This is a genomic window from Polyangiaceae bacterium, assembly GCA_020633235.1.
Classification (GTDB): Bacteria; Myxococcota_A; Polyangia; order Polyangiales; family Polyangiaceae; genus JACKEA01.
The window spans coordinates 1,079,829-1,102,360 of sequence record JACKEA010000001.1 but is presented as its reverse complement, the minus strand read 5'-3'; the positions used below and the strand labels follow the sequence as shown (position 1 = coordinate 1,102,360).

21 protein-coding genes are annotated in these 22,532 nt (G+C 68.7%); 9 read left to right on the top strand and 12 right to left on the bottom strand.

Annotated features, from left to right (window positions below; all coding sequences use genetic code 11):
- Positions 1-2 precede the first annotated feature (2 nt).
- From H6717_04935 to H6717_04910, 6 genes are all read right to left on the bottom strand, one after another.
- Positions 3-1,235, bottom strand: coding sequence for a VWA domain-containing protein (locus H6717_04935; protein ID MCB9576350.1), 1,233 nt, complete (start codon positions 1,233-1,235; stop codon positions 3-5).
- 107 nt (positions 1,236-1,342) lie between these two features.
- Complete coding sequence (locus H6717_04930; protein MCB9576349.1) at positions 1,343-2,110, bottom strand: hypothetical protein; 768 nt, start codon at positions 2,108-2,110, stop codon at positions 1,343-1,345.
- A gap of 8 nt (positions 2,111-2,118) precedes the next feature.
- On the bottom strand, positions 2,119-3,132 hold the full coding sequence (locus H6717_04925; GenBank protein ID MCB9576348.1) for a tetratricopeptide repeat protein: 1,014 nt from the start codon (positions 3,130-3,132) through the stop codon (positions 2,119-2,121).
- A 33-nt stretch (positions 3,133-3,165) separates the two neighbouring features.
- Positions 3,166-4,677 (bottom strand): serine/threonine protein kinase, encoded by a 1,512-nt coding sequence (locus tag H6717_04920; GenBank protein ID MCB9576347.1) that lies wholly within the window; start codon positions 4,675-4,677, stop codon positions 3,166-3,168.
- Positions 4,677-5,240, bottom strand: coding sequence for a hypothetical protein (locus tag H6717_04915; GenBank protein MCB9576346.1), 564 nt, complete (start codon positions 5,238-5,240; stop codon positions 4,677-4,679). Before H6717_04915 ends, H6717_04920 begins: the two co-directional genes overlap by 1 nt.
- A 44-nt stretch (positions 5,241-5,284) precedes the next feature.
- Entirely contained in the window at positions 5,285-6,991 is a 1,707-nt protein-coding gene (locus H6717_04910; protein MCB9576345.1) for a hypothetical protein, read from the bottom strand.
- A gap of 60 nt (positions 6,992-7,051) precedes the next feature.
- Between H6717_04910 and H6717_04905 the strand changes: the two genes are divergently transcribed.
- On the top strand, positions 7,052-8,518 hold the full coding sequence (locus H6717_04905; GenBank protein ID MCB9576344.1) for a serine/threonine-protein kinase: 1,467 nt from the start codon (positions 7,052-7,054) through the stop codon (positions 8,516-8,518).
- Here the strand turns inward: H6717_04905 and H6717_04900 are convergent.
- Positions 8,508-10,136 (bottom strand): hypothetical protein, encoded by a 1,629-nt coding sequence (locus H6717_04900; GenBank protein MCB9576343.1) that lies wholly within the window; start codon positions 10,134-10,136, stop codon positions 8,508-8,510. The two genes, H6717_04905 and H6717_04900, sit on opposite strands and share 11 nt — an antisense overlap.
- A 127-nt stretch (positions 10,137-10,263) precedes the next feature.
- Here H6717_04900 and H6717_04895 point away from each other — a divergent pair, with 127 nt between their 5' ends.
- Positions 10,264-11,163: a zinc-dependent peptidase gene (locus tag H6717_04895; protein ID MCB9576342.1), complete on the top strand. Its 900-nt coding sequence runs from the start codon at positions 10,264-10,266 to the stop codon at positions 11,161-11,163.
- A gap of 114 nt (positions 11,164-11,277) precedes the next feature.
- Positions 11,278-11,454 (top strand): hypothetical protein, encoded by a 177-nt coding sequence (locus H6717_04890; GenBank protein ID MCB9576341.1) that lies wholly within the window; start codon positions 11,278-11,280, stop codon positions 11,452-11,454.
- Between the two features lie 14 nt (positions 11,455-11,468).
- On the opposite strand, the gene H6717_04885 is transcribed toward H6717_04890, so the two are convergent.
- Complete coding sequence (locus H6717_04885) at positions 11,469-12,089, bottom strand: YbhB/YbcL family Raf kinase inhibitor-like protein (GenBank protein MCB9576340.1); 621 nt, start codon at positions 12,087-12,089, stop codon at positions 11,469-11,471.
- A 56-nt stretch (positions 12,090-12,145) separates the two neighbouring features.
- On the bottom strand, positions 12,146-13,018 hold the full coding sequence (gene lepB, locus H6717_04880; protein MCB9576339.1) for a signal peptidase I: 873 nt from the start codon (positions 13,016-13,018) through the stop codon (positions 12,146-12,148).
- 98 nt (positions 13,019-13,116) lie between these two features.
- Between lepB and H6717_04875 the strand changes: the two genes are divergently transcribed.
- From H6717_04875 to H6717_04850, 6 genes are all read left to right on the top strand, one after another.
- A complete protein-coding gene (locus tag H6717_04875; protein ID MCB9576338.1) occupies positions 13,117-13,902 on the top strand; it encodes a CBS domain-containing protein in 786 nt (261 codons plus the stop codon).
- 45 nt (positions 13,903-13,947) lie between these two features.
- Positions 13,948-15,666, top strand: coding sequence for an arginine--tRNA ligase (argS, locus tag H6717_04870; GenBank protein ID MCB9576337.1), 1,719 nt, complete (start codon positions 13,948-13,950; stop codon positions 15,664-15,666).
- 120 nt (positions 15,667-15,786) lie between these two features.
- Entirely contained in the window at positions 15,787-16,443 is a 657-nt protein-coding gene (locus tag H6717_04865) for a superoxide dismutase family protein (protein MCB9576336.1), read from the top strand.
- A 74-nt stretch (positions 16,444-16,517) separates the two neighbouring features.
- The gene (locus tag H6717_04860; GenBank protein ID MCB9576335.1) at positions 16,518-17,561 is read left to right on the top strand and encodes a 3-deoxy-7-phosphoheptulonate synthase; all 1,044 of its coding nucleotides are present in this window, start codon (positions 16,518-16,520) and stop codon (positions 17,559-17,561) included.
- 126 nt (positions 17,562-17,687) lie between these two features.
- Positions 17,688-18,071 carry a hypothetical protein gene (locus tag H6717_04855; protein MCB9576334.1) on the top strand — a complete coding sequence of 128 codons (384 nt, stop codon included), beginning with the start codon at positions 17,688-17,690 and terminating at the stop codon, positions 18,069-18,071.
- A gap of 148 nt (positions 18,072-18,219) precedes the next feature.
- On the top strand, positions 18,220-19,311 hold the full coding sequence (locus tag H6717_04850; GenBank protein MCB9576333.1) for a lamin tail domain-containing protein: 1,092 nt from the start codon (positions 18,220-18,222) through the stop codon (positions 19,309-19,311).
- Between the two features lie 80 nt (positions 19,312-19,391).
- On the opposite strand, the gene H6717_04845 is transcribed toward H6717_04850, so the two are convergent.
- Genes H6717_04845 through H6717_04835 form a run of 3 tightly spaced genes read right to left on the bottom strand, consistent with a single transcriptional unit; the run spans position 19,392 to position 22,530 of the window.
- Complete coding sequence (locus H6717_04845; GenBank protein ID MCB9576332.1) at positions 19,392-19,862, bottom strand: hypothetical protein; 471 nt, start codon at positions 19,860-19,862, stop codon at positions 19,392-19,394.
- 2 nt (positions 19,863-19,864) lie between these two features.
- Positions 19,865-20,830 (bottom strand): flippase-like domain-containing protein, encoded by a 966-nt coding sequence (locus H6717_04840; GenBank protein ID MCB9576331.1) that lies wholly within the window; start codon positions 20,828-20,830, stop codon positions 19,865-19,867.
- Positions 20,827-22,530: a hypothetical protein gene (locus H6717_04835; GenBank protein MCB9576330.1), complete on the bottom strand. Its 1,704-nt coding sequence runs from the start codon at positions 22,528-22,530 to the stop codon at positions 20,827-20,829. The genes H6717_04840 and H6717_04835 overlap by 4 nt, the downstream gene beginning before the upstream one ends.
- Between the last annotated feature and the right edge of the window lie 2 nt (positions 22,531-22,532).

Below are 22,532 nucleotides of genomic sequence, written 5' to 3'. Positions count from 1 at the left end.
GTTCAGGAACCCAAGCAGCCGAGCTCGATGTCGATCTTGCCGTTGGGATCCGCTTGCACCGTGGTGCAGCTGCTGGGGCACAGCTCGATGGTGGTCGGATTGGTGTTGTTGTCGTAGTACCAGCCGGCGCCGTTGCAGGAGGCCTGGTCGTTGAAACGGGTCAGCTCTCCCGGGCTGCCGGAGCCCGGCGTGTACTTCACCTTCACCTTGCTCGGCTCGATGATTCCGGAATCCGGCTTGGGCACCGTGAAGGTGCACCCGAGCAGCGAGCCTTGGATGTCCTTCATGGCTTGGAGGAACTGCGCCGAGCCACCCGCCGTGGCCACGTTGAACGCCTTTCCGCCGCCCGCGTTGGCCCAATTGGTGATGTTCGCGGATTGATCGATGCCGATCACGAAGGTGCGTATGGAGGGCGTGCCCGTGAAGCCCGCGGTGATCGCGGACTGCACACCCGCGGCCGTTTCACCCGAGCAGCCGGCCGCGCCCGGAATCCCGTCCGTGGCCAGCACGATGGCGACGGTGCGTCCCGGATTCGCGTTCTTGTAGTTCTTTGCGTAGGTGACGGCGCCGGTCATCGCGGATTCCGTCGGCGTGCCCACGCCCAGCACCGGCGCGTTGGCGTTCATGGTGTTCTGCAGCGTGATGGCATGACCGCTGGCGCCACCCGGCAGCGGCGCCATGGCCACCAGCGGCGTTTGGTAGCTCGTAGCCACGCATTGGCTCGCCGTGGGGTGCGCGAACATGGTCAGCGCAATGCCGATGCCGTTCGCTTGCGGGCTCTGGAAGAACGCGTTCAACGCGTCTCGCACGGGCGGCCACCGCAGCGGTCCGAGCGATGGGTTCACCATCGACCCCGAACGATCCAACACCACGTACAAGTCGAGCGGGACCAGCTCCGCGCCCACCGTCACCGCCGCGCATGCGTCTTGCTCCACGTTGGGCGCGTCATAAGTGAACTGCACGTCGGGAATGGAGCCATCGGGGAATGCACCGCCAGTGCCACCGCTCGCGCTCCCGCCTCCCGTTCCGCCGGTTGCCCCGCCGCCGTCCGTGCCGCCGGACGCGCCCGCTCCGGAAGCGCCGCCGCTCGTGGAATTGCCGCTGCCGCCGCTCGCGGAGCTGCCACCGATTCCGGAATCGGGACCGGCCGTACCGCCGCTGCCCGACGAGCCGCAGCCCACCCACAGTACGGTTGCCGACCCCAGCACCAACGCCCCCATCATAAGCCGCCGCATGTCCCAAGAGTGCCATGGCAGCGATGCCGCCACAATGCGCGGACGATGTAGGACAGGGTGCGCTTCACGTTCCGACTTCTGATGTCGGTTCGCCGCGGTACCGTCCCTCAGAGCTTCACGACGCTGACGTCGTCGAAATCGACGCGTCCCGGGTAGTGTGCGGAGAGCCAGATCAGCATGCGCTTTGCGTTCTGCGGCGCGACGACGTCGAAGGAGAGGAGCTTCCAGTCGTAGTCGTTGTCGGCAGCCGAGGTCGTCTTTTCGTTCTTCACGTCGCCAAAGAACACGTCGCTCCCGTCCAGCCACTGCGCGCCCATCACGAACCACGCCGCGGGGTTCACCGCGTTGCCCGTGGAGCGCACCGTCGCGCTGACGCGATACGTCGCGCCCCCCTGGATGCTGTCGTAGTCCGTGACGCGCTGGATCGCGTAGCAATCCCACTGCCCGCGAGCGTCCACCGCGAGCGCGTTGCCGCTGCAGCCGGGGGCCGGCGGGGCCAAGAAGACGTGCTCGGCGGCTGCGCCGGAACCGGCGCAGTTGCCGGGCGCGGCGGGATCCCGCACCTCCCAGCCGCTGGGCGCATTGCCGCTCATGCCCTCCTCGAAATCGCCGTGGGCAAGGATGTTTCCAGCCGGCGCGACGCACAGGTCCGGGGTGGCGGCGTCGCTGCCGGCAGCGCCCGCGCTGCCGGCGGCGTCGCCGGCGCCCGCGCTGCCGCCGCTGCCCGACGTGCCGCCCGTGCCTCCGGCGTCCGCGCCGCTGCTGCCGCCCAGGGCCGTGCTCCCGCCGCCATTGGACGCGACCGCGCTCTCGTCAGAGCAGGAAGCCGCGCCGAGCCAACATACAAATGCCAAGAGAACGGGCGCGAGCTTCATGGCGCGCGTCAAAATCTGCCGCTGAGCCCGACGTGAGCGCCGCCCGGCGTGGGCGTGAAACGCAGCCGCGCGCTGGTCTCGGAGCTCTTGCTCGGCGCGGTGAGCACCAACACCACGCCGGTGACCGCCAGCGCCCCACCCAGGCCGAGCACGATGAAGCTTCGCTTCTCTTGGCTGCGGCCTTCCTCGTGCTGATCGGGATCGCCGACGCCTTCCACGCACACGCTATCGGGACAGTTGGCGTCGTCGATGGTCGACTGCGACGCGATGTAGAGACCCGTTCCGATGCCGAGACCCGCGAGCCCGACGCCGCCCAGCACCAAACCGGCTAGACGCCGCGAAGCACCGGGATCTTCCTCGACGGGGGACGGCGCAGGCTGGGCCGGCGGGGGGGAGACGGGCGGCTCGGCGGGCGGCGCCGGCGTGGGAGCGGGGGACGGCACCGGTGCAGCGCCTTCGAGGGGGGGAATGGCGAGCTCCAGCTTCGCGCCGCCGGGATCCACCTGGATCTGCTTGCGCCACGCAACGTGGCCCGGGGCCGACGCCACCACCTCGACAGTCCCCGGATCCACCGGCACGGCTACGCCCCACAGCGCGGGATCCACTTGTCGATCACCGCGCTGGATCTGGAGGCCGTCCACCCGCGCGGCATCCGGGACCACGATCGTGAGGCGCGACAGCGTCGGCTCCAGGGCCGTCGCCTTGTCGCGCGCATACTTCTCGCGCTTGGGTTGCTGGCGCGTGGCCGCCAGAGCCGCGGCTTCACGAAACGTGCTCCAGCCACTCGCGGTCTTGCCCAGCTTCACGTAGCACTCGGCCAGGTTCAACAGCGTACCGGGCGCGGGGTCGAGGCGCTGGCTCTCCCGGAACTTCTCGGCGGCTTCTTCGTACTTGCCGGCGGTGTAGAGCTTCCGGCCCTGATCGAACAGCACGTCGGCGCCGGTGGCTTGCGCGCGCGCAGACATCGCCCAGCAGGAGACCACCAACACGAGGAGCAGGTGGTGGAGCACGGCGCGCAGCATGACGGCAACGCTACCAGCTACGGACGGTGCTCCTCAACGACGGTACTGGAGCAGATCGTCGCCCGAGGTCGAGGCGGGCTTTGCCGGCGGCGGCTTGTGCGGCTTTTCCGGCTTAGCAGTGGCGGCGGGCGCCGCGACGTGGGTGGTGTGCACGGGTGGGGGCGAAGCACTGCGCGCCGCGCTGACGCTGGGTGCCGCGCTCGCGCTCGGCTTGGCGCTGGCCACGCCAACGACGGGTAGCGTGGCAGCCACCGCCAAGGGGGGCGCCTGGGACGGCGCCCGGGCGGGCTCGCGGTCCGCTGCCACCTCGGCGTCCGGCCGAGAGAAGGCGAACAGCGCCGTCGCGATGCCGGCGATGAGCAGCAGCCCGCCGCCAACGGCAAAGGTGCGGATGCGCCGCCGCTTTTGGTGAGCCGCCAACGTCGCGGCCGTCCAGGTGCTGGCGGTGGCGCTGCCCGGTGTGCTCGCGGCCACGGTGTCCGCGTGACCAGAAACGAAACGGGCGCGGGCGGGTCCCAGATGGGTGTCGAGGGCGGAGAGCTCCGCCGCGCGATCTGGCACCGTGGGCGCGTCCCGCGGCGGATTCGAGCTGATCCCCGGCGGCGGCATCGATGCCTTCACCTCCGGGAGACCCGCGTGCGCGAGGGGCGACGCTTGGATCAGACGCACCGCGGAGGCCGCGAAACCGACGGCACTGGCCGGCGCATAGGGCTCGAGGGCCATGGCCAGATCCGCGACCGTGAGATAGCGGTCCTTGGGCGAGTGCTCGAGGCACTTCTGCACCACGCGCTCGAGGCCGGGAGGGACGTCGCTCCGCAGCGGCGTGATGCGCGGCGGCGGGTCCGCCATGATGCGGGCGTACACCTCCGGGATGGAGCTTGCGGCGAAGGCCGCGACGCCGCTCAAGAGCTCGTACAGCACGGCGCCGAGAGCCCAGATGTCCGTGGCGTGGGTGACGTTCTTGGCGGACTCGAACTGCTCCGGCGAGATGTACAGCGGCGAGCCCATGCCGCCCCGAGTGCGGGTCATGGAGCTGTCACCGTCCGTGGTGAGCTTGGAGATGCCGAAGTCCAGGACCTTGATCACGGGGCGCCCGTCCGGCCGCTTCGCCACGAACAGATTCCCGGGCTTCAAGTCGCGGTGCACGATGCCCTTGGCGTGCGCCTCGGCCATGGCTTCGCACGCTTGCAGTAGGTAGGCGACGGCCTCTTGCACGGGCAACGGACCCCGGTCGTCCAGGGTGGAGCGCAGGTCCGCGCCCTCCAGGAGCTCCATCACCATGTAGGGGGTGTCGGCGTCGAGCTTGCCCACGTCCAACACGCGAACCACGTGATCTCCGCGGAGCTTCGCGGCGGCCTTCGCCTCGCGGCGGAAGCGCGCGAGGCTCTCCTCGCGCTCGTGCCGATCACTCGTGTGCATCAGCTTGATGGCGACGTGGCGCTCCAGATCCACCTGCACCGCTTCCAACACCACGCCCATGCCGCCTTCGCCGAGCACGCGTTCGACGCGGTACTTGTCGGCGAGGATCGTGCCCGGCTCGAACATCAGTTGGCGGGCGCGCCAAAGCACGCGCAGGTGGGTGGACTCGGAGGACTGCCCACGAGACACTTCATCAACGCGAACGTCACCGGGCTCAGCTTGGTGAAGTCCGCAGCCGGGGCGCCGCACTGCAGGGCGCACTGGTTCAAGTTGCTGGGACTCGCGTTCTTGTCCTTGGTGCAGCTCAAGAAGCAGTTGGCCTGCCCGGTGAAGCCGCCGTGCATCCCGCAGGCGCAGGGGTCCGACTTGTTCGTGTTGCAGGCCATGAGCTCGGAGCCACACTTGTTGGCCATGCACGCGTCGCATTGGGTGGTGCCCTGCTGAACCGTCGTCGTGCACTGCGGAGGCGCGCCCGCGCCTCCGCCGGTCCCGCTCGCTCCCCCGGCGCCACCCATGCCCGCCGCGCCGCTCATGCCGGCTGCACCGCCCGTGACCGCACCGGCGGCGCCCCCGGTCGCCGCACCGGCGGCGCCCCCGCTGGCGCCCGCATCGTCCGCGGGAACCACGGTGGCTTTGGCGGTGCACCCCACCACGAATGCGAACAGCGCGACGGCGAATCGACGACCCACGAGAGCCTGAAAGTAGCTTGATCCCGCGAAACCCGCCAGCGCCGTCAGCTCTCGGGCGCGATGAACTGGTAGTAGCGGCCCATCCAGTAGGCGAGCAGGTAATCCGCCGGCGAATACACCAGCGTGGGCGCCGCGACGCAGCCCTCCGTTCCATAGGGCGACGCCCACCACACGAAGCGTCTGAGGCAGCGCTCGGCGATGGGACGCGGATAGTCCGTCATCGGATCTCCAAAGCGGTCCTTGCACACCTCCACGCACTGTGTCCCCGGACAGCCGAGGTCGTTCTGGACCTTGTGAGCCGGGAACTGCCGCAACATGCAGAGGCCATTTTCGACCGCGCTCGTCGCCGGTCCATCCGTGCCGGGTCCCAGCGCCTTGTCTGCGGCGTAGATGAAGTCGAAGAAGGCGTTGTTCTGCTCGGAGAGCGGGCGCTGTTCGTCCGGCGGCTGCCACATGTCCGTAGCGAGCGCCTGCTGCACCTTCTTGCGCAGCTCCGGCTCGTGCTCACTCCAGATCAAGCCATGGAGCGAGAGCATGTGCATGCTGAAGTTGTTCCAGTTCGCCTTGCAGCCCAAGTACAGCCCCGTGGGCGTGAGGATCTCGTCGTAGGGCTGGTACGCGGCGCTGGTGTCGTCGAAGCAGTCCTTGGGCCCACTTCGCTGCAGCAGACAGTCCTGGTAGTAACTCTCGTACTTGTCGTCCCCGGTGGCCTCGGCAATGGTCTTCAGGAACGACAAGGACATGGTGGCGTTGTACCCACCCACGACCAACCACGCCCAGATGCGGCCGTGCTCGGTGGTGCGGCCGTCCCAGTCCTTGAATTCGAGCTGATTGTCGATCAGGTGATCGCCGATCTGGGACAGCAGGCCTTTCACGCTGGACTGCACGTCGGGGTCGTCCACCAGCTTCGCCACCGCGCCGAGGGCGAACATGTGGCCGGCGTATTCGTCCTCACTCACGTTGTCGAGCCAGCACCAATCCACGAACTCGTCGAGCCCGCACACGTTCGACGACGTCCATTGCATGGTGCTGCCATCCACGTACTGGATGCAGCCGTCCGAGCCGATCTTGACCCACTTGTTGTCGTCTTTCTCCACGTCCGGGACGTAGCGAGTGAGATCCGTGGGACAGGAAATTCCGGGAACGTTCGGCGGTATCATCTGGCGCGTGAAGATCCCGGGGACGCCCGTGATGCGCATGCGCTTTTCTTCCGAGTCGAGCAGGAGCTTCAGGGTGTCGAGGGCGACGGGATCCTGCGTGACCGCCCAGCGGTAGGCCTCGGCGCCCATGTACAGGGCGCTCCACAGGCCGTCGTTCTCGCCGGTCTTCCAGGTGGCGACGTCTTGCCAGGTCGCGCTGCTCTCGGAGGCGCCGGCGGGGAGCTCCACGTCGCTCATCCAGCCGAGCTTGGGGTGAATGTGAAGGCGCCGAGACGCTTCCTCGAAGTAGGCGGCCTTGTCCGCCAAGGACTCCGACGTCGCCTGCGGGTCGTTCGTGCATTGGTCGAAGCTCGGAGAGCCGTAGCGCCACGGGTCCACGCAGGCGCCGGCCTCGCACAGCTGCCCTGCCGTTTGCATGCAGCTCGTGACCGTCAGCTTGCCCCCCGTGCACTGCTCCAGGGTCAGACCGTCGGCGCTGCAGCTGGGTGGTCCGTCTTGGCACTCCGCCGCAGGCGCTGCCGCTTCGTCGCTGCCACCGCAAGAAAAGAACAGCAAGCTCGCACACAACGCCGCCCAGTACCGAAGCGCCATGGATCGAGCTTAGCAGGCTCGCCCATTGATCTCCCGACGCGCCGTCGATAGCGTCACTTCATGTTGGAACCTGGCGCCCGAGTGTCGGAGTACCAGGTCTGGGGGCGCATCGGCGGCGGGGGCATGAGCGACGTGTGGCTGGCGCGCCACGTGGATCTCACGGTGCCCGTGATCATCAAGACGCTGAAGCCCGAGCTCGGAGTGGAGCCTAGGGAGAGCGCGGAGCGGATGCTCACGGAGGCGCGTCTGATGGCGCGCATCCCGAGCCCCCACGTGGTGCGCGTGTATCACGTGGGCACGGCTCGGGACACGCCCTACATGGCGCAGGAGTACGTGGACGGCGTCGACCTCAACGAGCTCGATCACGCGCGCCGTGACGCCCTGGGGCACGGCCTGCCGCTGTGGTTCGTATGCGAAGCGGTGTCGCAAATCGCGTTCGCGTTGCACGCCGCCCACCAGCACGGAGTGCTGCACCGCGACGTGAAGCCCTCGAACTTGTTCGGGTCGCCGGAGCTGGGCGTCAAGCTCGGGGACTTCGGCATTGCCGTGGCCAAACAACTCGGCGAGCGCGCCCTGTGCGAGCAGAGCGGGACGCTGCGCTTCATGCCGCCGGAGGCATTGCGGGGGGACGCGCTCGATCGCCGTGCCGACGTGTTCGAGCTGGGCGCAACGGCCTTCGACCTGCGCTACGGCACGCCGCCGTTTCCGGACCCCGACGTCTTGCTCCGCTCCGCCCCCGCCGTCCCCTTCCCCACTGCCGTGAGCGCGCAAGAAGCGTATTTCCAACACGTGCTCCGGCGCATGCTCGCCTACGAGCCGGACCATCGTTACCGCACGCTGGCGGAGCCCGGACACTTGCTCGCCACCTTGGCGCGGGAAATCGCCCGGCCACCGGTGCCCACCCGTGATGGCGAGAGCATCGCCAGCGGCGTCACCCGCATTTCGGTGGAAGCCCGCGACATCTCGGAGCTCTCCGCCGACGGCATCGTGAACAGCGCCAACTGGGAGATGCGAATGCGCACCGGTGTGGGCGATGCGCTGCGCCGCGCCGGCGGCGACACGCTGGAGGAGGAAGCGCGGGCCCACGGCGATCAGCCGCTGGGGGCGTGCGTGATCACCGGTCCCGGCAGCCTGCGCTGCAAGTCCGTGCTCCACGCGGTGAGCGCCTGGGAGCAAGCCTCTTGCGTCGGACGCGCGACCCAGCGGGCGCTGCTCAGCGCAGAACGCCTCGGCCTTCGCAGTCTGGCGCTTCCGGCGCTGGGGACCGGCGCCGCGCACGTGAGCCTGGAGGCGTGCGCCGCGGCCATGGGCTCCGCGTTGCGTTGGCACCTGGCGCTCGGCGGCTCGCGCCTGACCGAGCTCACCTTCGCCTTGCTCGACGACGCGAGCCGCCGCGTGTTCGGCGAAGTCCTGGAGTCGGCGTTGATCGGCGACGAAGGTGCGGTGGACTTCGGCCTGCCCCACGCCTCCGCGCGCATCGACGAGGACGGCGCCAGCGTCGACGCGCCCACCAAGCTCAGCCGTTGATGAAGCGCATCATGGGGCCGACGCTGAGCGGCTTGCCGGACACGCGCACCAGCTTCTCCCGCAGCGTCCAGCGGCTCCCGTCGGCGACGAAGCGCTCCGTGAGGAAGGCGCCCGCCGTAGGCGACAGCCAGGCCTTGCCGAAGCGCGCCCGGAGCGCCTCCCGCACCTGGAACGCCACCATGGCAGCGAGCAAGTAGCTCTGCGTGTAGGCGGGGTACGTCGCCAGGAACGGCGACGTGGCCCATACCGGTTCCGTGTCCCGAGGCACGTCCGTGGCGCCCATGCGCCGCTCGAGCCGGAGCGACAGCGTGTCCAGATCGGCGTCCGGGTTTTCGTGGGCCAAGCGCTCGAGCTCCACCCAGGCCAGCGTGCGGCGCACGCGGGCGACCAGCTCGATGCGACGTGACGCGACGATCTGCCGTGCCTCGGCGGCGTCCATGCCCAAGTGGTCGCGGAGCACCGAGGGCTCGTCCAACAGCCGCGAGAACACCTCGGCGATGCCTTCGGCGAACGCCGGCTCCAGCATCCCCGGGATCCACTCGTACCCCGCCGTCAACGAGCTCGTGCTCTTCGTTCGCGTCGCGCTGTAGGCGTGTCCAAGCTCGTGAATCAGCGTCGCGTAGAAGCGGATCCCCGGCGTCGGCCGCACCACCAAGCGCACGTCGTCCGGGATCTTCACGGCGATGGTCTGGCCGCCGAAGGCGAAATCTCGCAGGGTGACGTCGAGCTTGGGCTGCCCGAGATCGATGCCCAGCGCGCGATACACCGCGAAGGCGGTGTCCATCGCGCGGCCCTTCGGAAAGCGCTCATCCGGCGGTGCGGGCGCGATGCGATCGAGCGCGTAGTCCAAGTCCCAGGGCGCCGCGGGCTTGTCTCCCGCAGCCGTGATCAGCTGCATCCGAAGCCGTCGCTGCGCCGTGCGCGTGCCCCGCTCGAGCGCCGCGAGCGCTTCCTTTTCGCTCGGCCCTACGCCCCTCAAACCCAGGAGCGTCTCGTAGAAGCTCGGCTTGCCGAGCTCCCGAGCGAGCTCCCTCCGCCGCACGAGCAAGCGCTTGGCGATGGGCGCCGCCTTCACGTGCAGCTGGTGCTCGAGGGTGCGCGTCTTTCGGCGCACCGTCGGATCCTCCGAGCGCCGCATCTTCGCGATGTCGCCTCGGGTGACGATCTTGCCGTCGAGCTCGAAGCGATGATCGTTGATGGTTGCCTCCAGCTCGTCCGCGAGGCGCGCGGCCTCCGCGTCGCCCAGAAGCTCGAGTCCGAGGGCACCAGCGCGCCACAGCCCCGCCTGCCGCGGCGGCAGCAACGTTTCACTGAAGCTCATGAGCAGGCTCTTGGCTTCGGAGAACGCCAGCGTCTCGTCTGCCCGGAGCTTCTCCATGGCGGCCTGCGCCGCCGGCCCTTCGGCGAGCTTGCCGGCGTAGCGCGCCCACTCGTGCTCGCCGTGCTGCTGCATGAGCTCGGCATAGCGCTCCGCCAACGCTTCCAGGCGAGCGCGCGCCTGCCGCGGCTCCGTGGGCTCCGCCCCTACGTCGGCCATCATCGGGTCGGGTCCTCGCTCCGCGCAGGCGCCGAGGGCGAGGGTGGCCAACGCGCCGAGAGATTGCCGCCGGTTCATCATCGCGACGTTGGCTACCGCGAAACGACGTCCGTGCCCAGTGGTACCGCGCCGGACCAACAAGCAAATGCAGCAGGGTCTTGTCGGTCCGCCGCGGCCACGCCCGGGTCCGAACCCGCTTGCCGTCTCGATGGCGCCGCTGGACGATGGCCCGGTGCGGATCTGGCCGGTGCGCGTCGTGCGGCTCAATGGCGTCATCGCCCTGCTCTTGAGCCTCGTCGTCGCGGGCGCTCTGGCGGTGATGGCCACGCCGCTCGCGGCGGCCGTCGTCGCCCCTGTCGTCGGGCTCGTCGTGTTCGGCATCTCGATCCGTCGCTACGTGCGGCGGGCCCGGGCGGCGCGGGAGCCCTTTCCGCCGGCCTGGCGCACGGTGCTCGAACGTCGCGTACCGTTCTATCGATGGCTGGACGCGGACGGCCGAGACCGTTTCGAGAACGACGTGCGGATCTTCCTGTCGGAGCAACGTATCTTCGCCGAGCGCGGCGCGAAGCTGGACGACGACACGCGGGTATTGATTGCGGCCTCCGCCGCCATGCTCGGCTTCGGCATTCCGGATTGGGAGTGGTCCAACTTGAGGGACATCGTCGTGTACCCGGGGGCCTTCGACGAGGACTACCAGCAGACGGAGCAAGCGTTCATCGCCGGCATGGTCCAACACCAGGGACCGATCCTGTTTTCGCAGCGCGACCTGCGCCTCGGCTTCTCCAAGCTCGACGGCCACAACGTGGGCCTCCACGAGCTGGCCCACGTGATGGACTTTGCCGACGGTAGAGCCGATGGCGTGCCCGGGGACGTCGACTGGGTGGCGACGGCTCCGTGGATCGAGCTGGTGAGCAATCGCTTGGCCAAGCTGAAGAAGCGAAAGGGGTACGATGCGCTTCGGCGCTACGCGTCCGAGAACGAGGCGGAGCTGTTCGCAGTCGCCGTGGAGGCGTTCTTCGAGCAGCCAAAGCGACTGCACGAGAAGGACCCCGAGCTGTACGAGCTGCTCCGGGACTACTTCGGCCAGGATCCGGCCGCGGCACATTGACTCGCAGCGGGTGCCGTCGTGTCAGCCCGACACGCAAGGGCTGCGCGACACTCGCGAGAAGTGCCTACGCTGAACGCGGCACGACGTTTGCCCTCTCGTTGGACGGAGGGTCTCATGAGCTCGAAACCTCTGACATGGCTGATCGCCGGGGCCGGCACGGGGCTGGTCATCGCGCTATCCACGCGCTGGTACTGGGGCGCAGTGGCGTTCCTGCTGCTCTCCGCCGTGATCGGCGGCGTTCACCTGCTCGGTGGCGGCCTCCGGCCGACGTTGCGTCGCCACGGACACTGACGAGAACGACGCGGCTAACGCGGGTTCGGATATAGTGAGTACGTCGCGGTGAGCTTGGCTTCCGCGAGCACGTGTCCCTTCATCTTCTGCGAAGCGTCCGTGCCCGTGAAACTTCCGGACAGTCCCAGGCTCTCGGTGTCCAAGGCGTACACCGTGAACACGTAGTGGTGCAGCCGCTCGTCGTTGAACGGCGGCCAGGGTCCGTCGTACCCGCCGTAGTCTCCGCTCATGTCCGCGTCACCCGCGAACCAGTCGGTGTAGCTGTTGATACCGCGCACACCATGGTCCGTCTTGCCCGGCTTCTTGCCACGCGGCGTGAAGCCGTCGCCGTCTTGGCCGGTCGACAGCTCCGTGACGGACTTGGGCACGTCCACCAGAACCCAGTGGTAGAAGTCCACGCGGGGCAGGTCGTAGGGCACCGTGCGATCCTTCTGGTTCACGTCGTCCGGCTTCGAGGGCACGTCGGGATCGTGACAGAAAACGGCAAAGGACTTCGTCTCCGCCGGGAACTCGCTCCAGGCGAGATGCGGGCTGCGGTTCGGTCCCGGCACCGGGCCGTCGCTCCCCGGCACGCCGGCAGCGTGGTCGGCAGGAACTCGCTGTCCGTCCGTCAGGTCCTTGCTCGTGAGCTTCATCGTCCACCTCCTGGTTCGGCGCACACCATCGCGCCCCGGCGGGCGGATTGCAATCGTCACTCGATGGTCGTCCAGCGCACGGCGTCCCCGCGCGAGATCAACTTCCATGCGCGCCCGCGAATGGCGCTGACCGGCACGGTCCCCGTGCTGCGACTATCCGCCGCGTTGTCGCGGTTGTCGCCCAGCAAGAAGACGTGCCCTTCCGGAACCCGCAAGCGCGTGACCTTCGCGCTCGGATTCGTGCCGATTGCGACGTGATGCGGCGCTCCGAGCTTCTCGTCGAACACGGAGCCGCCGCAAGCTGCGTCCGGAGTGCTGGTGGTGGCGACGGCCTCGCCGTTCAGCGTGACGCGGCCACCCTCAACCGCGATCTCGTCGCCTTCGAGCGCGACGACGCGATGCACGAAGTCCGCCTTGGCGCCGCCCGCCAGCGTGTTGGAGTACACCACCACGTCCCCGCGGGACGGCGCTCCGGTGCGGTACGCCGTCTTGTCGACGAACAGCTGATCGTTGGTCTCGAGCGTGGGACACATGGACTCGCCAGCCACCTTGAAGGCTTCCAGCGTGAGGCCTCGAATCAGCGCCGCGATGAGCACCGGGGCGATCATCCCCACCACCACCGTGGCCCCCGCGAGCTCGAGCCACGGGCGGAGCGCTTGCTTCGCGGGCTCTGCACGGTACGCGTCCCAAGCGCAGCCCGCGTACCACAGTGCCGTGAGCGCGCCGGTCACCAGCAAGGCGCCCATCCAGTAGGCAGAGATCAAACAACCGACCAGCCACAGGCCAAAGAGCCCAGCCAGCCATATCGCGCCTCGGCGTCCGCGCCCCACGGCGCCGTGTCCGAAGCCGGGGGCCAGTAGCGACACGACCAGCCCGAGCTTGGATCCTCGGGCTTTCGGAGGAGCGTGATCGTCCACGGGGGCTGACATGGGTCACCGAGACTACGCCAGGAGCATGACTTCGCCCATGGCTCACCCTTCGGGTGGGGTGGTGATTGCCGGCCGAGCGTGCAAGGTTGTCGCCCGCCATGACCGTTTTCTCTATGCCCGTGGGCCTCTACCTCTCCCGCCCCGTGAAGAGTGTGCTGCCCGGGGACAACTTAGAGCGAGCCCGGGAGCTCTTGGCCGCCTTCGGCATCAGCGCGCTGGCGGTCACCGACGAGGCCGAGCAAGAGCTCTTGGGCGTGGTGACGCGGACGGATCTCTTGCGGGTGGGGCGTTCTTCTGCCGGCGAGCGCAAGAGCGCCACGCTGCTGTCGCTGCCGGACATTCCCGTGGAAGACGTGATGCAGAAGAACGTGCTCACGGTGCACGCCGAGAGCAGCGTGCGGGAGGCCGCCCGATTGATGGTGGAGCATCACGTGCACCGGCTGTTCGTGACGGAAGATCGCAAGCTCTCCGGCGTGCTCTCCACCAAGGACGTGATGGTGGCGATCTCCGACGAGCGCCTCACGCACCCCATCTCCGAGCTGATGACCCAGTCCGTGCTCACCGTGGAATACGACGACCCGGCGTCCCTGGCCGCGGAGAAGCTGGAGCAGGCGCACGTCTCGGGACTGGTGGTCGTGGAGGACGAGTGGCCCATCGGCGTGTTCACGCAAGAAGAGGCCCTCGAGTCGCGGGACATGCCCACGGACACGCCCGTGGAAGAGGTGCTGAGCCCCGCCATGCTGTGTCTGAACGCGAAGACGCCGATCCACCGCGCGGCGGCCCACGCCGCCGCCATGGACGTGCGCAGGATCATCGCGGTGCAGGACAAAAAGCTGGTCGGCATCCTCACCGGCATCGACCTCTGCCGCGCCGCCGCCAGCTGAGCGGCTTGACTCGGACGGCTGCAGGGGACATTCCTCGCGGCTGCCATGGCCGATCCGACCACCGCCCTCGACCCCGCTTTTCGGAAGGCAATCCACGCCGCCTTCGGCGACGACGCCGCTGACGCAGATCCGCTGCTGCGCCCCTCGAGCCACGCGGACGTGCAGGCCAACGCGGCGTTGGGTTTGGCCAAGCGCTTGAAGAAGGCTCCCCGGGACGTCGCGACGGCGATCGTGGACAAGCTCGACAGCGACGCCATCGAGCGCACCGAGATCGCGGGGCCCGGGTTCATCAACGTGTGGCTGTCCACGGCGCACGTGGCCAAGGAGCTCGCGCGCTCCGCGCCGGATCTGGGCCTGAGCGGCGCGGAAGCTCCGGAGACCGTGGTCGTCGACTACTCGTCGCCCAACGTTGCCAAGGAGATGCACGTGGGGCACCTGCGCTCCACCATCATCGGCGACGCCCTGGCCCGCACGCTCGGGGCCGCCGGCCACCGCGTGATCCGCCAGAATCACTTGGGGGACTGGGGCACGCCCTTCGGCATGCTCATCGAGCACCTGCTCGACGGCGGCGCCGGCGAAAGCGAGCACTCCATCTCGGATTTGAACGCGTTCTACAAGGCGGCGCGCGCGAAGTTCGATTCGGATCCCGCCTTCGCCGAGCGGTCGCGCCAGCGCGTGGTGCTGCTGCAGAGCGGGGACGCGAGCACCTTGGCTCTTTGGACCAAGCTGGTGGACGCGTCCAAGCGCTACTTCGCTTCGGTCTACGAGCTGCTCGGCATCACGCTCACCGACGCCGACGTGGCCGCCGAAAGCCTGTACAACCCGATGCTCGCCGGCGTCGTCCAAGCGCTGGAGGAAAAGGGGCTGGCTCGAGAGAGCGATGGCGCCGTGTGCGTGTTCCCCGAAGGCTTCAGCAACCGCGAGGGCGAACCCCTGCCCCTCATCGTGCGCAAGAAGGACGGCGGCTACGGCTACGCCGCGACGGATCTGGCGGCGGTGCGCTACCGCGTAGGAACGCTCGGCGCCACCCGGGTGCTGTACGTCGTCGGCTCGCCCCAAGCGCAGCATCTGAGCATGGTGTTCGCGGTGGCCAAGATGGCGGGCTGGCTCGAGCCGCCGGCACGGGCAGAGCACGTGGGCTTCGGCTCCATCCTGGGAGCCGACGGCAAGATGTTCAAGACGCGCGAAGGCGAAACGGTACGCCTCATCGATCTGCTGCAGGAAGCCGTCGTCCGCGCCGAAGCCGTGGTCAAGGAGAAGAACCCCGAGCTGAGCGCCGACGAGCGCAATCAGATCGCCCGGGCCGTGGGCATCGGCGCGGTGAAATACGCGGATCTGTCCAGCGATCGCATCAAGGACTACGTGTTCGACTGGGACCGCATGCTGTCTCTACAGGGAAACAGCGCTCCGTACCTGCAGTATGCGCACGCCCGCATCTGCTCCATCTTGCGCAAGGCGGAAGAGGAGCCGCCGCCGGCGAGCGCGATCCTCATCGAGGCGCCCGCGGAGAAGAGCCTGGGCCTCGCGCTCTTGGCGTTCCCCACGGTGGTGGGCGCGGTGTCCGACACCCTGGCGCCCCATCGGCTGTGCGGCTACCTGTACGACTTGGCGACGGCCTTCTCGAAGTTCTTCGAGACCTGTCCGGTGCTCAAGGCGGACACGCCGGAGCTTCGCGCATCCCGCCTCGCGCTGTGCCAGTACAGCGCGCGAGTGCTGTCCACCGGGCTCGGGCTGCTCGGCATCACTGCGCCGGAACGCATGTAGCGATCCGCCCCGCTGGGACATCCCGACGCAGTGCCGATTCCTTGCCGTGCTGGAATCGTTCAGCATTTTCCCGGGCATGGTGGATGCACGTGGGCGGCGCTTCATGAAAGGAGCGCACGAATGCGACGACTCATCGCCCTCGGACTGCTCGGAGTAGCCCTCGGCGCCTGCGAAAAGAAGGAACCCGAGCCGGTAAAACCGGAAGCACCTGCGACCGCCGCTCCGGCCCAAAAGACGCCAACACCGCCCAAACCCACGACCGTCAAGACGGAGGGCCAGATGCCGGTGCAGGTGTACGTGGATCCTGGCGCAGATGATCCCAAAGCCGTGAGCCACGCGGTGGCCGTGCTCGAGCCCACGGCCAAGAACGACGTCCACGGCACGATCGAGCTGGAACAGAAGGACGACGGCCTGCACCTGAAGGCGCACGTCACTGGCCTCCCGCCCGGCAAGCACGGCTTTCACATCCACCTGTTTGGCGACTGCTCCGGCGAAGACGGCAAGACGGCGGGGACGCATTTCAACTTCGAAGGCAGCTCGGAGAAGCCCCCGGACGACATCAAACGGATCACCGGTAATCTCGGAGAGCTGGAAGCAAACAAGGACGGCGTCGCCGACGCAGAGGTGACCATCGCGAAGGCCTCGCTGCAGGGACGCTTCTCCGTGCTGGGCCGCGCCATCATCGTGCACGAGAAGGGCAATGACCCGAAGTCGCCGCCCATCGGTGCGGCCGGATCGCGCCTGGCCTGCGGCGTGATTGGCATCGCCGAGGGCTGACGCGACGGGGCTCGCGCCGGACCAGAAAAACCCGGACACGGTCAGGCCTGCTGCTATCTTGGCGGGCCTGGCCGATGAGCGATCGTCTCTTCAACGTCAACGTCGCCGAGAGCGAGCTCTTGCCCACGCCGGAGGAGATCAAGCGTGAGCTTCCCCTCTCTCAGCGGGCGGAGGCGCTGGTGTTCGGCGCCCGGCAAGTGGTGGAAAACATCCTGGAAGGCCGGGATCCACGCCTCTTCGTGGTGGTGGGGCCATGTTCCATCCACGACCTCACCGCAGCTCGGGAGTACGCCGCGCGGCTGAAGGCCCTGGCGGATCGCGTGGGCCAACGGCTGTACCTGATCATGCGGGTGTACTTCGAGAAGCCGCGCACCACCGTCGGCTGGAAGGGGCTCATCAACGACCCCGACATGGACGACTCCTTCCACATCGAAAAGGGGATCCGCTTGGCCCGCGGCCTTCTGATCGAGCTCGCGGAGCTGGGACTGCCGGCGGCGACGGAAGCCCTCGACCCGATCATGCCGCAGTACCTGTCAGAGCTCATCACCTGGACTGCCATCGGCGCGCGCACCACGGAGTCGCAGACCCATCGCGAAATGGCGTCGGGGCTTTCGTCCCCCGTGGGCTTCAAGAACGGAACCGACGGCTCGCTGTCGGTGGCCATCAACGCGCTGGAGTCGGTGCGCAGCCCGCATCACTTCCTCGGCATCACGCAAGATGGCCGCTCCGCCGTGTTCCGCACGCGCGGCAACCGCCACGCCCACGTGGTGCTGCGCGGCGGCGGCGGCGCAACGAACTACGACGCCGCGAGCGTTCGCGTGTGCGAAGCATCTCTCCGGGCGGCCGGCTTGCCGGAAAAGATCGTGGTCGACTGTAGCCACGGCAATTCCGAAAAGGACCCCGCGCGCCAACCGCTGGTGGCCCGGGAGTGCGTGCGGCAGGTCGTCGGCGGCACGCGCTCCATCGTAGGCCTGATGCTGGAGAGCCACCTGTTCGCCGGCAACCAGCCGATCTCGTCGGAGCTCCGCTACGGTGTGAGCGTCACCGACCCGTGCATGGGCTGGGCGGAAACGGAGAGCCTGCTGCTCGAGCTCTGTCGAGCGCTGGCCCACGTGTGAAAAGGTGGCACGCCGAGCGCGCAGCCGTCTTCGCGGACGCGACGCTCCTGTCGCACTCTCGAATTTACGGGACTCCGATCGCACGCCGTTCCGACGTGGTCACACTTCTTGCGATTGGATCCCGCCGTGCCGAGAAGATTCCGCTTCCTGACGTTGTCGTTGGCCCTCACCCTCACCGGTTGCGAAGCCATGGCGAACGCGTTCGCGCAGCTGTTGATGGTGATCATCATCGTGGTGTCCGTGATGACGGCGCTGTGGCTGGTGCTGGTGAGTGTCAACGCGGTGCATCTGCTGCGCGGCACACCGAACCTGCCCTGGGCCGTGGTGGCGGTCGCCTACGGCGGCATCGGTACGCTATTCGGCGCCTATCGGCTGCTGCAGGCGCTGATGCGCGTCGTGGAGCATGCTCGCTTCTCCACTTATCCCGCGTACGCCCTGCTTTGGCTCGCACCCTCCGCAGTGCTCTTGGCGCTCGGCATCAAGAACGCGCGGGACGCCACCCGCCGCTGATCCTCGAGTCTCTCGCAGTTTCTGATGGGTTTGTCGGTCCGCCGCGGAAACCGCGCGTTCTGGACGTCGCGAAAACTTCACATCCACGTCACGGTGCCCTCGCGGGCCGCCCGTAGCCTCGTTCCCTTCATCCGCGAGAGGTGGACCCATGAAAAAGCTCAGCATCCTTTCTTTCGGCGTCGCTCTCGGCGCCTTGTTCGTAGCTCAGGCCTGCTCTTCGCAGGCGGCGGCGCCGGAGCCCGTAGCGCAAAACAGCGAAGCGCTCTCGAGCGGCCTCGTCATCGCCGAGGTGTACGGCGGCGGTGGCAACAGCACCGCAGTCCTCGACCACGACTACGTCGTGCTGTTCAACCGCGGCACATCCGCGGTGTCCCTCAGCGGCCTGTGGCTGCAGTACGCGTCGTCCGGTGGCAAGTTCAGCGGCAACCCGTCGGACGCCGATAACCTCGCTCTGCCCAACGCCAGCGTCCCCGCGGGTGGCTACTACCTCATCTCGCTCAACTCCAACGGCGCCAACGGCGCCGCGCTGCCGACTCCAGACGCGACGTCGGACATCGGTCTCAGCAGCTCCAACGGCAAGGTGGCTCTGACCAAGACGGTCGGTGAAGGCCCAGCCCTGGCGGACTGCGGCGACAACGGCGCACAGTGCACCCTGGGCTCGGACGTCATCGATTTCGTCGGCTACGGCAGCGCGCAGCAGTTCGAGGGCAGCGCGGCGGCGGGCGGCTTGAGCAACACCGAGGCGGCCATCCGCAAGGGTGGCGGCTGCGTCGAGACCGACGACAACGCCGCCGACTTCGACGTGGCCACCCCGGCGCCCAAGAACAGCGCGACGCCCCTCGCGCCCTGCGCGGCCGCCGACGGAGGAACCGGCGGCGCAGCCGGCGCCGCGGGAGCAGCCGGCGCCGCGGGCGCAGCCGGCGCGGGCACCGGTGGCACGGGCGGTACCGGCACGGGCGGTACCGGCACGGGCGGCACGGGCACCGGTGGCACCGGCACGGGCGGCACGGGCACCGGTGGCACCGGCACGGGCGGCACGGGCACGGGCGGAACCGGCACCGGTGGCACCAACACCGGCGGCTTCGGCGCGGGTGGCTTCAACTCCGGTGGCAGCAGCGGCACGAAGTCGGAAGACGACAGCGGCTGCGGCTGCGCGACGCCGGGCTCCGCGCCGCGGGGTGGCAGCGCGCTCGCCGCCCTGGCTCTCGGCCTGGTCGCTCTACGACGCCGCCGTCGCTGAGCCGCACACCGCGCGCGAGCCCCGACGGGGCTCGCGCCGGACCAACATCAGAGGAGTACGAAAGACAGGACGTGCACATCCTATCGTTCGTCAACCGGCTCCCACCACCCGAGCGGTTTCCAGGCGTCCTCCGTTCCCACCGACTCCAAGCTTCGGGACCATGCGCTGCCGTCGAAGCCCTCCAGGCTGAGCCGCCAGTCGTTGCCAACGCGCGTCGCCTCGCGAAGAAAGCGCGGTCCACTTGCGAGAAGCACGGTTTCCCGCGCCAACTCCAGATCACAGAGGACCACCTCGTTGTCGGGCGTGCGCAGGCTCTTCCACCGCTCGATTACCAAGTAGCGGCTGTCCGGTGAGAACCTGGCGAAACCACCGTGGTATCGACCTCGACCCGGTCCGAGCAGGTCGGTACTTCCGGCCGGACGCATCCAGAGGGAGTAGTACGGGGGGCCGAAGTGGATCTCGTCCAGCCACTCGAGCACGACCAGCACACGGCCGTCGGGGGAGGCACGGGTAATATCGAGAGTGCGCGGTTCGAAGCGGTCGCGCGGCATGGCTATCCCCTGCCCGTAGCGAAGGCGATGGCGCCGGGGATGCTGGAGATGAGCAGGGCGATGCCCAGGGCGATGGACAGCGTGAGGGCGGACTCGCTCGGGACGCCGACCAGCGCGAAGAAAGCGACCATGCTGCCTTCACGCACGCCCCAGCCGGCGAGCGAAATGGGCAGCACGGCGAGCAGGACGACGGGTGGCATCAGCACGACGCATTCCGTCAGCGAAACTCGTACGTCGAAGGACAGCGCCAGGAAATAGACGGCCACGCCGGTGAGCACGTGGGCCGTCAGCGACAGCGCGAGGATGGGTGGCGAGCGGCGCGAGGAGAGCACCGTGCGCGCCGCCGCGGCGGTGGAGGTGACGAGCTCCACCGCGCGACCAATGAAACGCACGCGCGTGAGCGGTACCAGCACGCGGTCGGCCAGCAGGGCGACGCCGAGGCCGGCGCTGGTGAGCGCCAGACCCACGCTCGTGAGCGTGCGCAGGGGCCCAGGGGCGACGTGCGCGTAGAACCACGGCTGGGTCGCCGCGACCACGACCGCCAAGGCCAAGAGCGCGATCAGGCGATCGAGCAGCACCGAAAGGAGACCCACACGGAAGCTGCCGCCGGAGCGGCGGACGGCGACGACGCGCCAGGCATCGCCGCCCACCGTTGGCAGCGCTTGGCTCATGAGCAAGCTCACGAGCTGGGCGGACAGGCAACGCCGGAACGACAGGGGCGCATCCAGCGAGCGCAGGAGCAGATACCAGCGCACTGCCGTGATGGGCCACTGCACGAAGGTGAGCGCGACGGCGACGAGCAGCGGCAGGATGTGGGGATGCGCAAGGCGCGCGAGGGCGCTCGCGAGATCCACGCGGGAGAGCACCCAAGCCAAGAGCGCCACCGACAGCGCGAGCTTCGCCAAGGTGCTGGCAACGCGTCTGCCACGAGATGGAGCAACGGTTTCGTCGTCGTCGACAATGCTCATCGATAGGGACCCGCGCGGTGAAGCACGGCTTCCAGCTCGCGCAGAAGCGGCGGCGCCAGTGCGCCCGCGGAAGAGAGCATCGCGAGGCTCTCGCTCGCCAAGCGCCGAGCCTCGGCGAGGTCGCCCGCGGCGTCGTGGGCGAGGGCCAGCTCAGCGCGAGCCATGGCGACGTCCTCGCCCTCCGCGGCGTTCGAGAGCGCCTGCTCGAGCTCCGCCCGGGCTCGCGGCGCGTCCCCCGTCAGGCGCGCGATGCGCGCCCGAACCCAGGCCGACGGCAGCAGCGAGAGCCCGATGGCGCTGGCCGCGGCAGCGGCGCGCTCGGCGCATCGGCGCGCGGCGTCGAAGTCCTCGAGCGAGCACTGCGCCAGGGCTTCGTCGATCAGGGCGTGCATCCCGATCTCGGTGATGGCGCCGAACCATGCTTCGTCGTCTGCCACCGCAGCGCGCGACAGCCGCACTCCTTCGCGAGCGTTGCCCGCCACCCCGTGCGTGTAGCCGAGGGCGCGCAGCACGTGGGCCGCCGGCTCTCGCCCCACACCCACGGCGGACGACAAGCTCGCGGCTTGCTCGAGCAACCGGATGCGACCAGCGAGATCGTCTACCGTCGTCTCACCCTCGAGCGCCAAGAGCTGCGCGTCCACGTGCGGTCCGAAGCGAGCCAGCGCGCGCGCTTCGCGCACCACGCTGCGGGCCTCCGAGTAGCGTTCGCTCTGCAGCAGAAAGGCGGCCTGATCTTGGCGGCACGCCACCTGCTCGAGACGTGCCTCTTCACCGAGCTCGTCCGCGGCGGCGACGACCGCCTGCGCGGCCCGGAGGCGTTCGTCTCCGGTGGTCCGGCCGAGCTCGGCCACGCGTTGCCGCCACGGCTCCCACTCTGCTCCGTTCGGCCGGTAGCCCCAAAAGCGCGCTTGCCGAACCAGCACCGTGGCGCGGCCCAAGGTCGTGGTTCGGTCGTAGACGCGCACGCCGTAGCTGCGACCCTGGGCGCCCGTCACCAGCATGATCCAGCCGTCCAGATCTCCGGCGGGCCCCAGCTCGCCGAGGGTCATGAAGCGAAAGCGATCGCACAGGCGCTCCAACAGTGGATCGGGCAGCGTTTCCCAGCCGCCCAAGATCGGTCCTTCGAAGATGCCGAAGCGCCCGCGATCCAAGAATCCCTCCTCGAACGCGCGAACGCGGACACAGTGACCGGGAACGCCGATCACGTGTTCCAGGAGCAGCAGGTTCGCGAGCCGCTCCAGGGCATCGGGCTCGGACCCGGCGTGGGGCTCGTAGGCGTCCGCGTCGCTCCGACAGCGCCAGCGAACGTCGTCGATGGTCGTCTCCGTCGTGACCCAGGCGGCAGCGTGGGCGGCATCCACGGCGAAGCGCGCCTGGTCCCGAAGTCCCTCGTCATACGGCGCCGTCGTGGCATAGACCACCGAGCGCCCTTCGCGGCGGACCACCACGGCACGCCGCGATCCGAGAGTCTTGGAGACGTCCGTATCCAGATCTTCGCCCTTCCACACCTGCGTACCCAGCGCTTCCGCGAACACCTGCGCCAGCGCTTCGCTGCTCACGTACCCGAGCTCCACCAGCAGCTCTTCCAGCCGCGATCCCTCGTAGCCGCGTTCTTGTACCGCCCGCGCGTGCGCGATCGCCTCCTTCGACACCACGCTGCGCGCCAGCAGCGTCCGCTCGACCCAACCGTCGACCCACACGA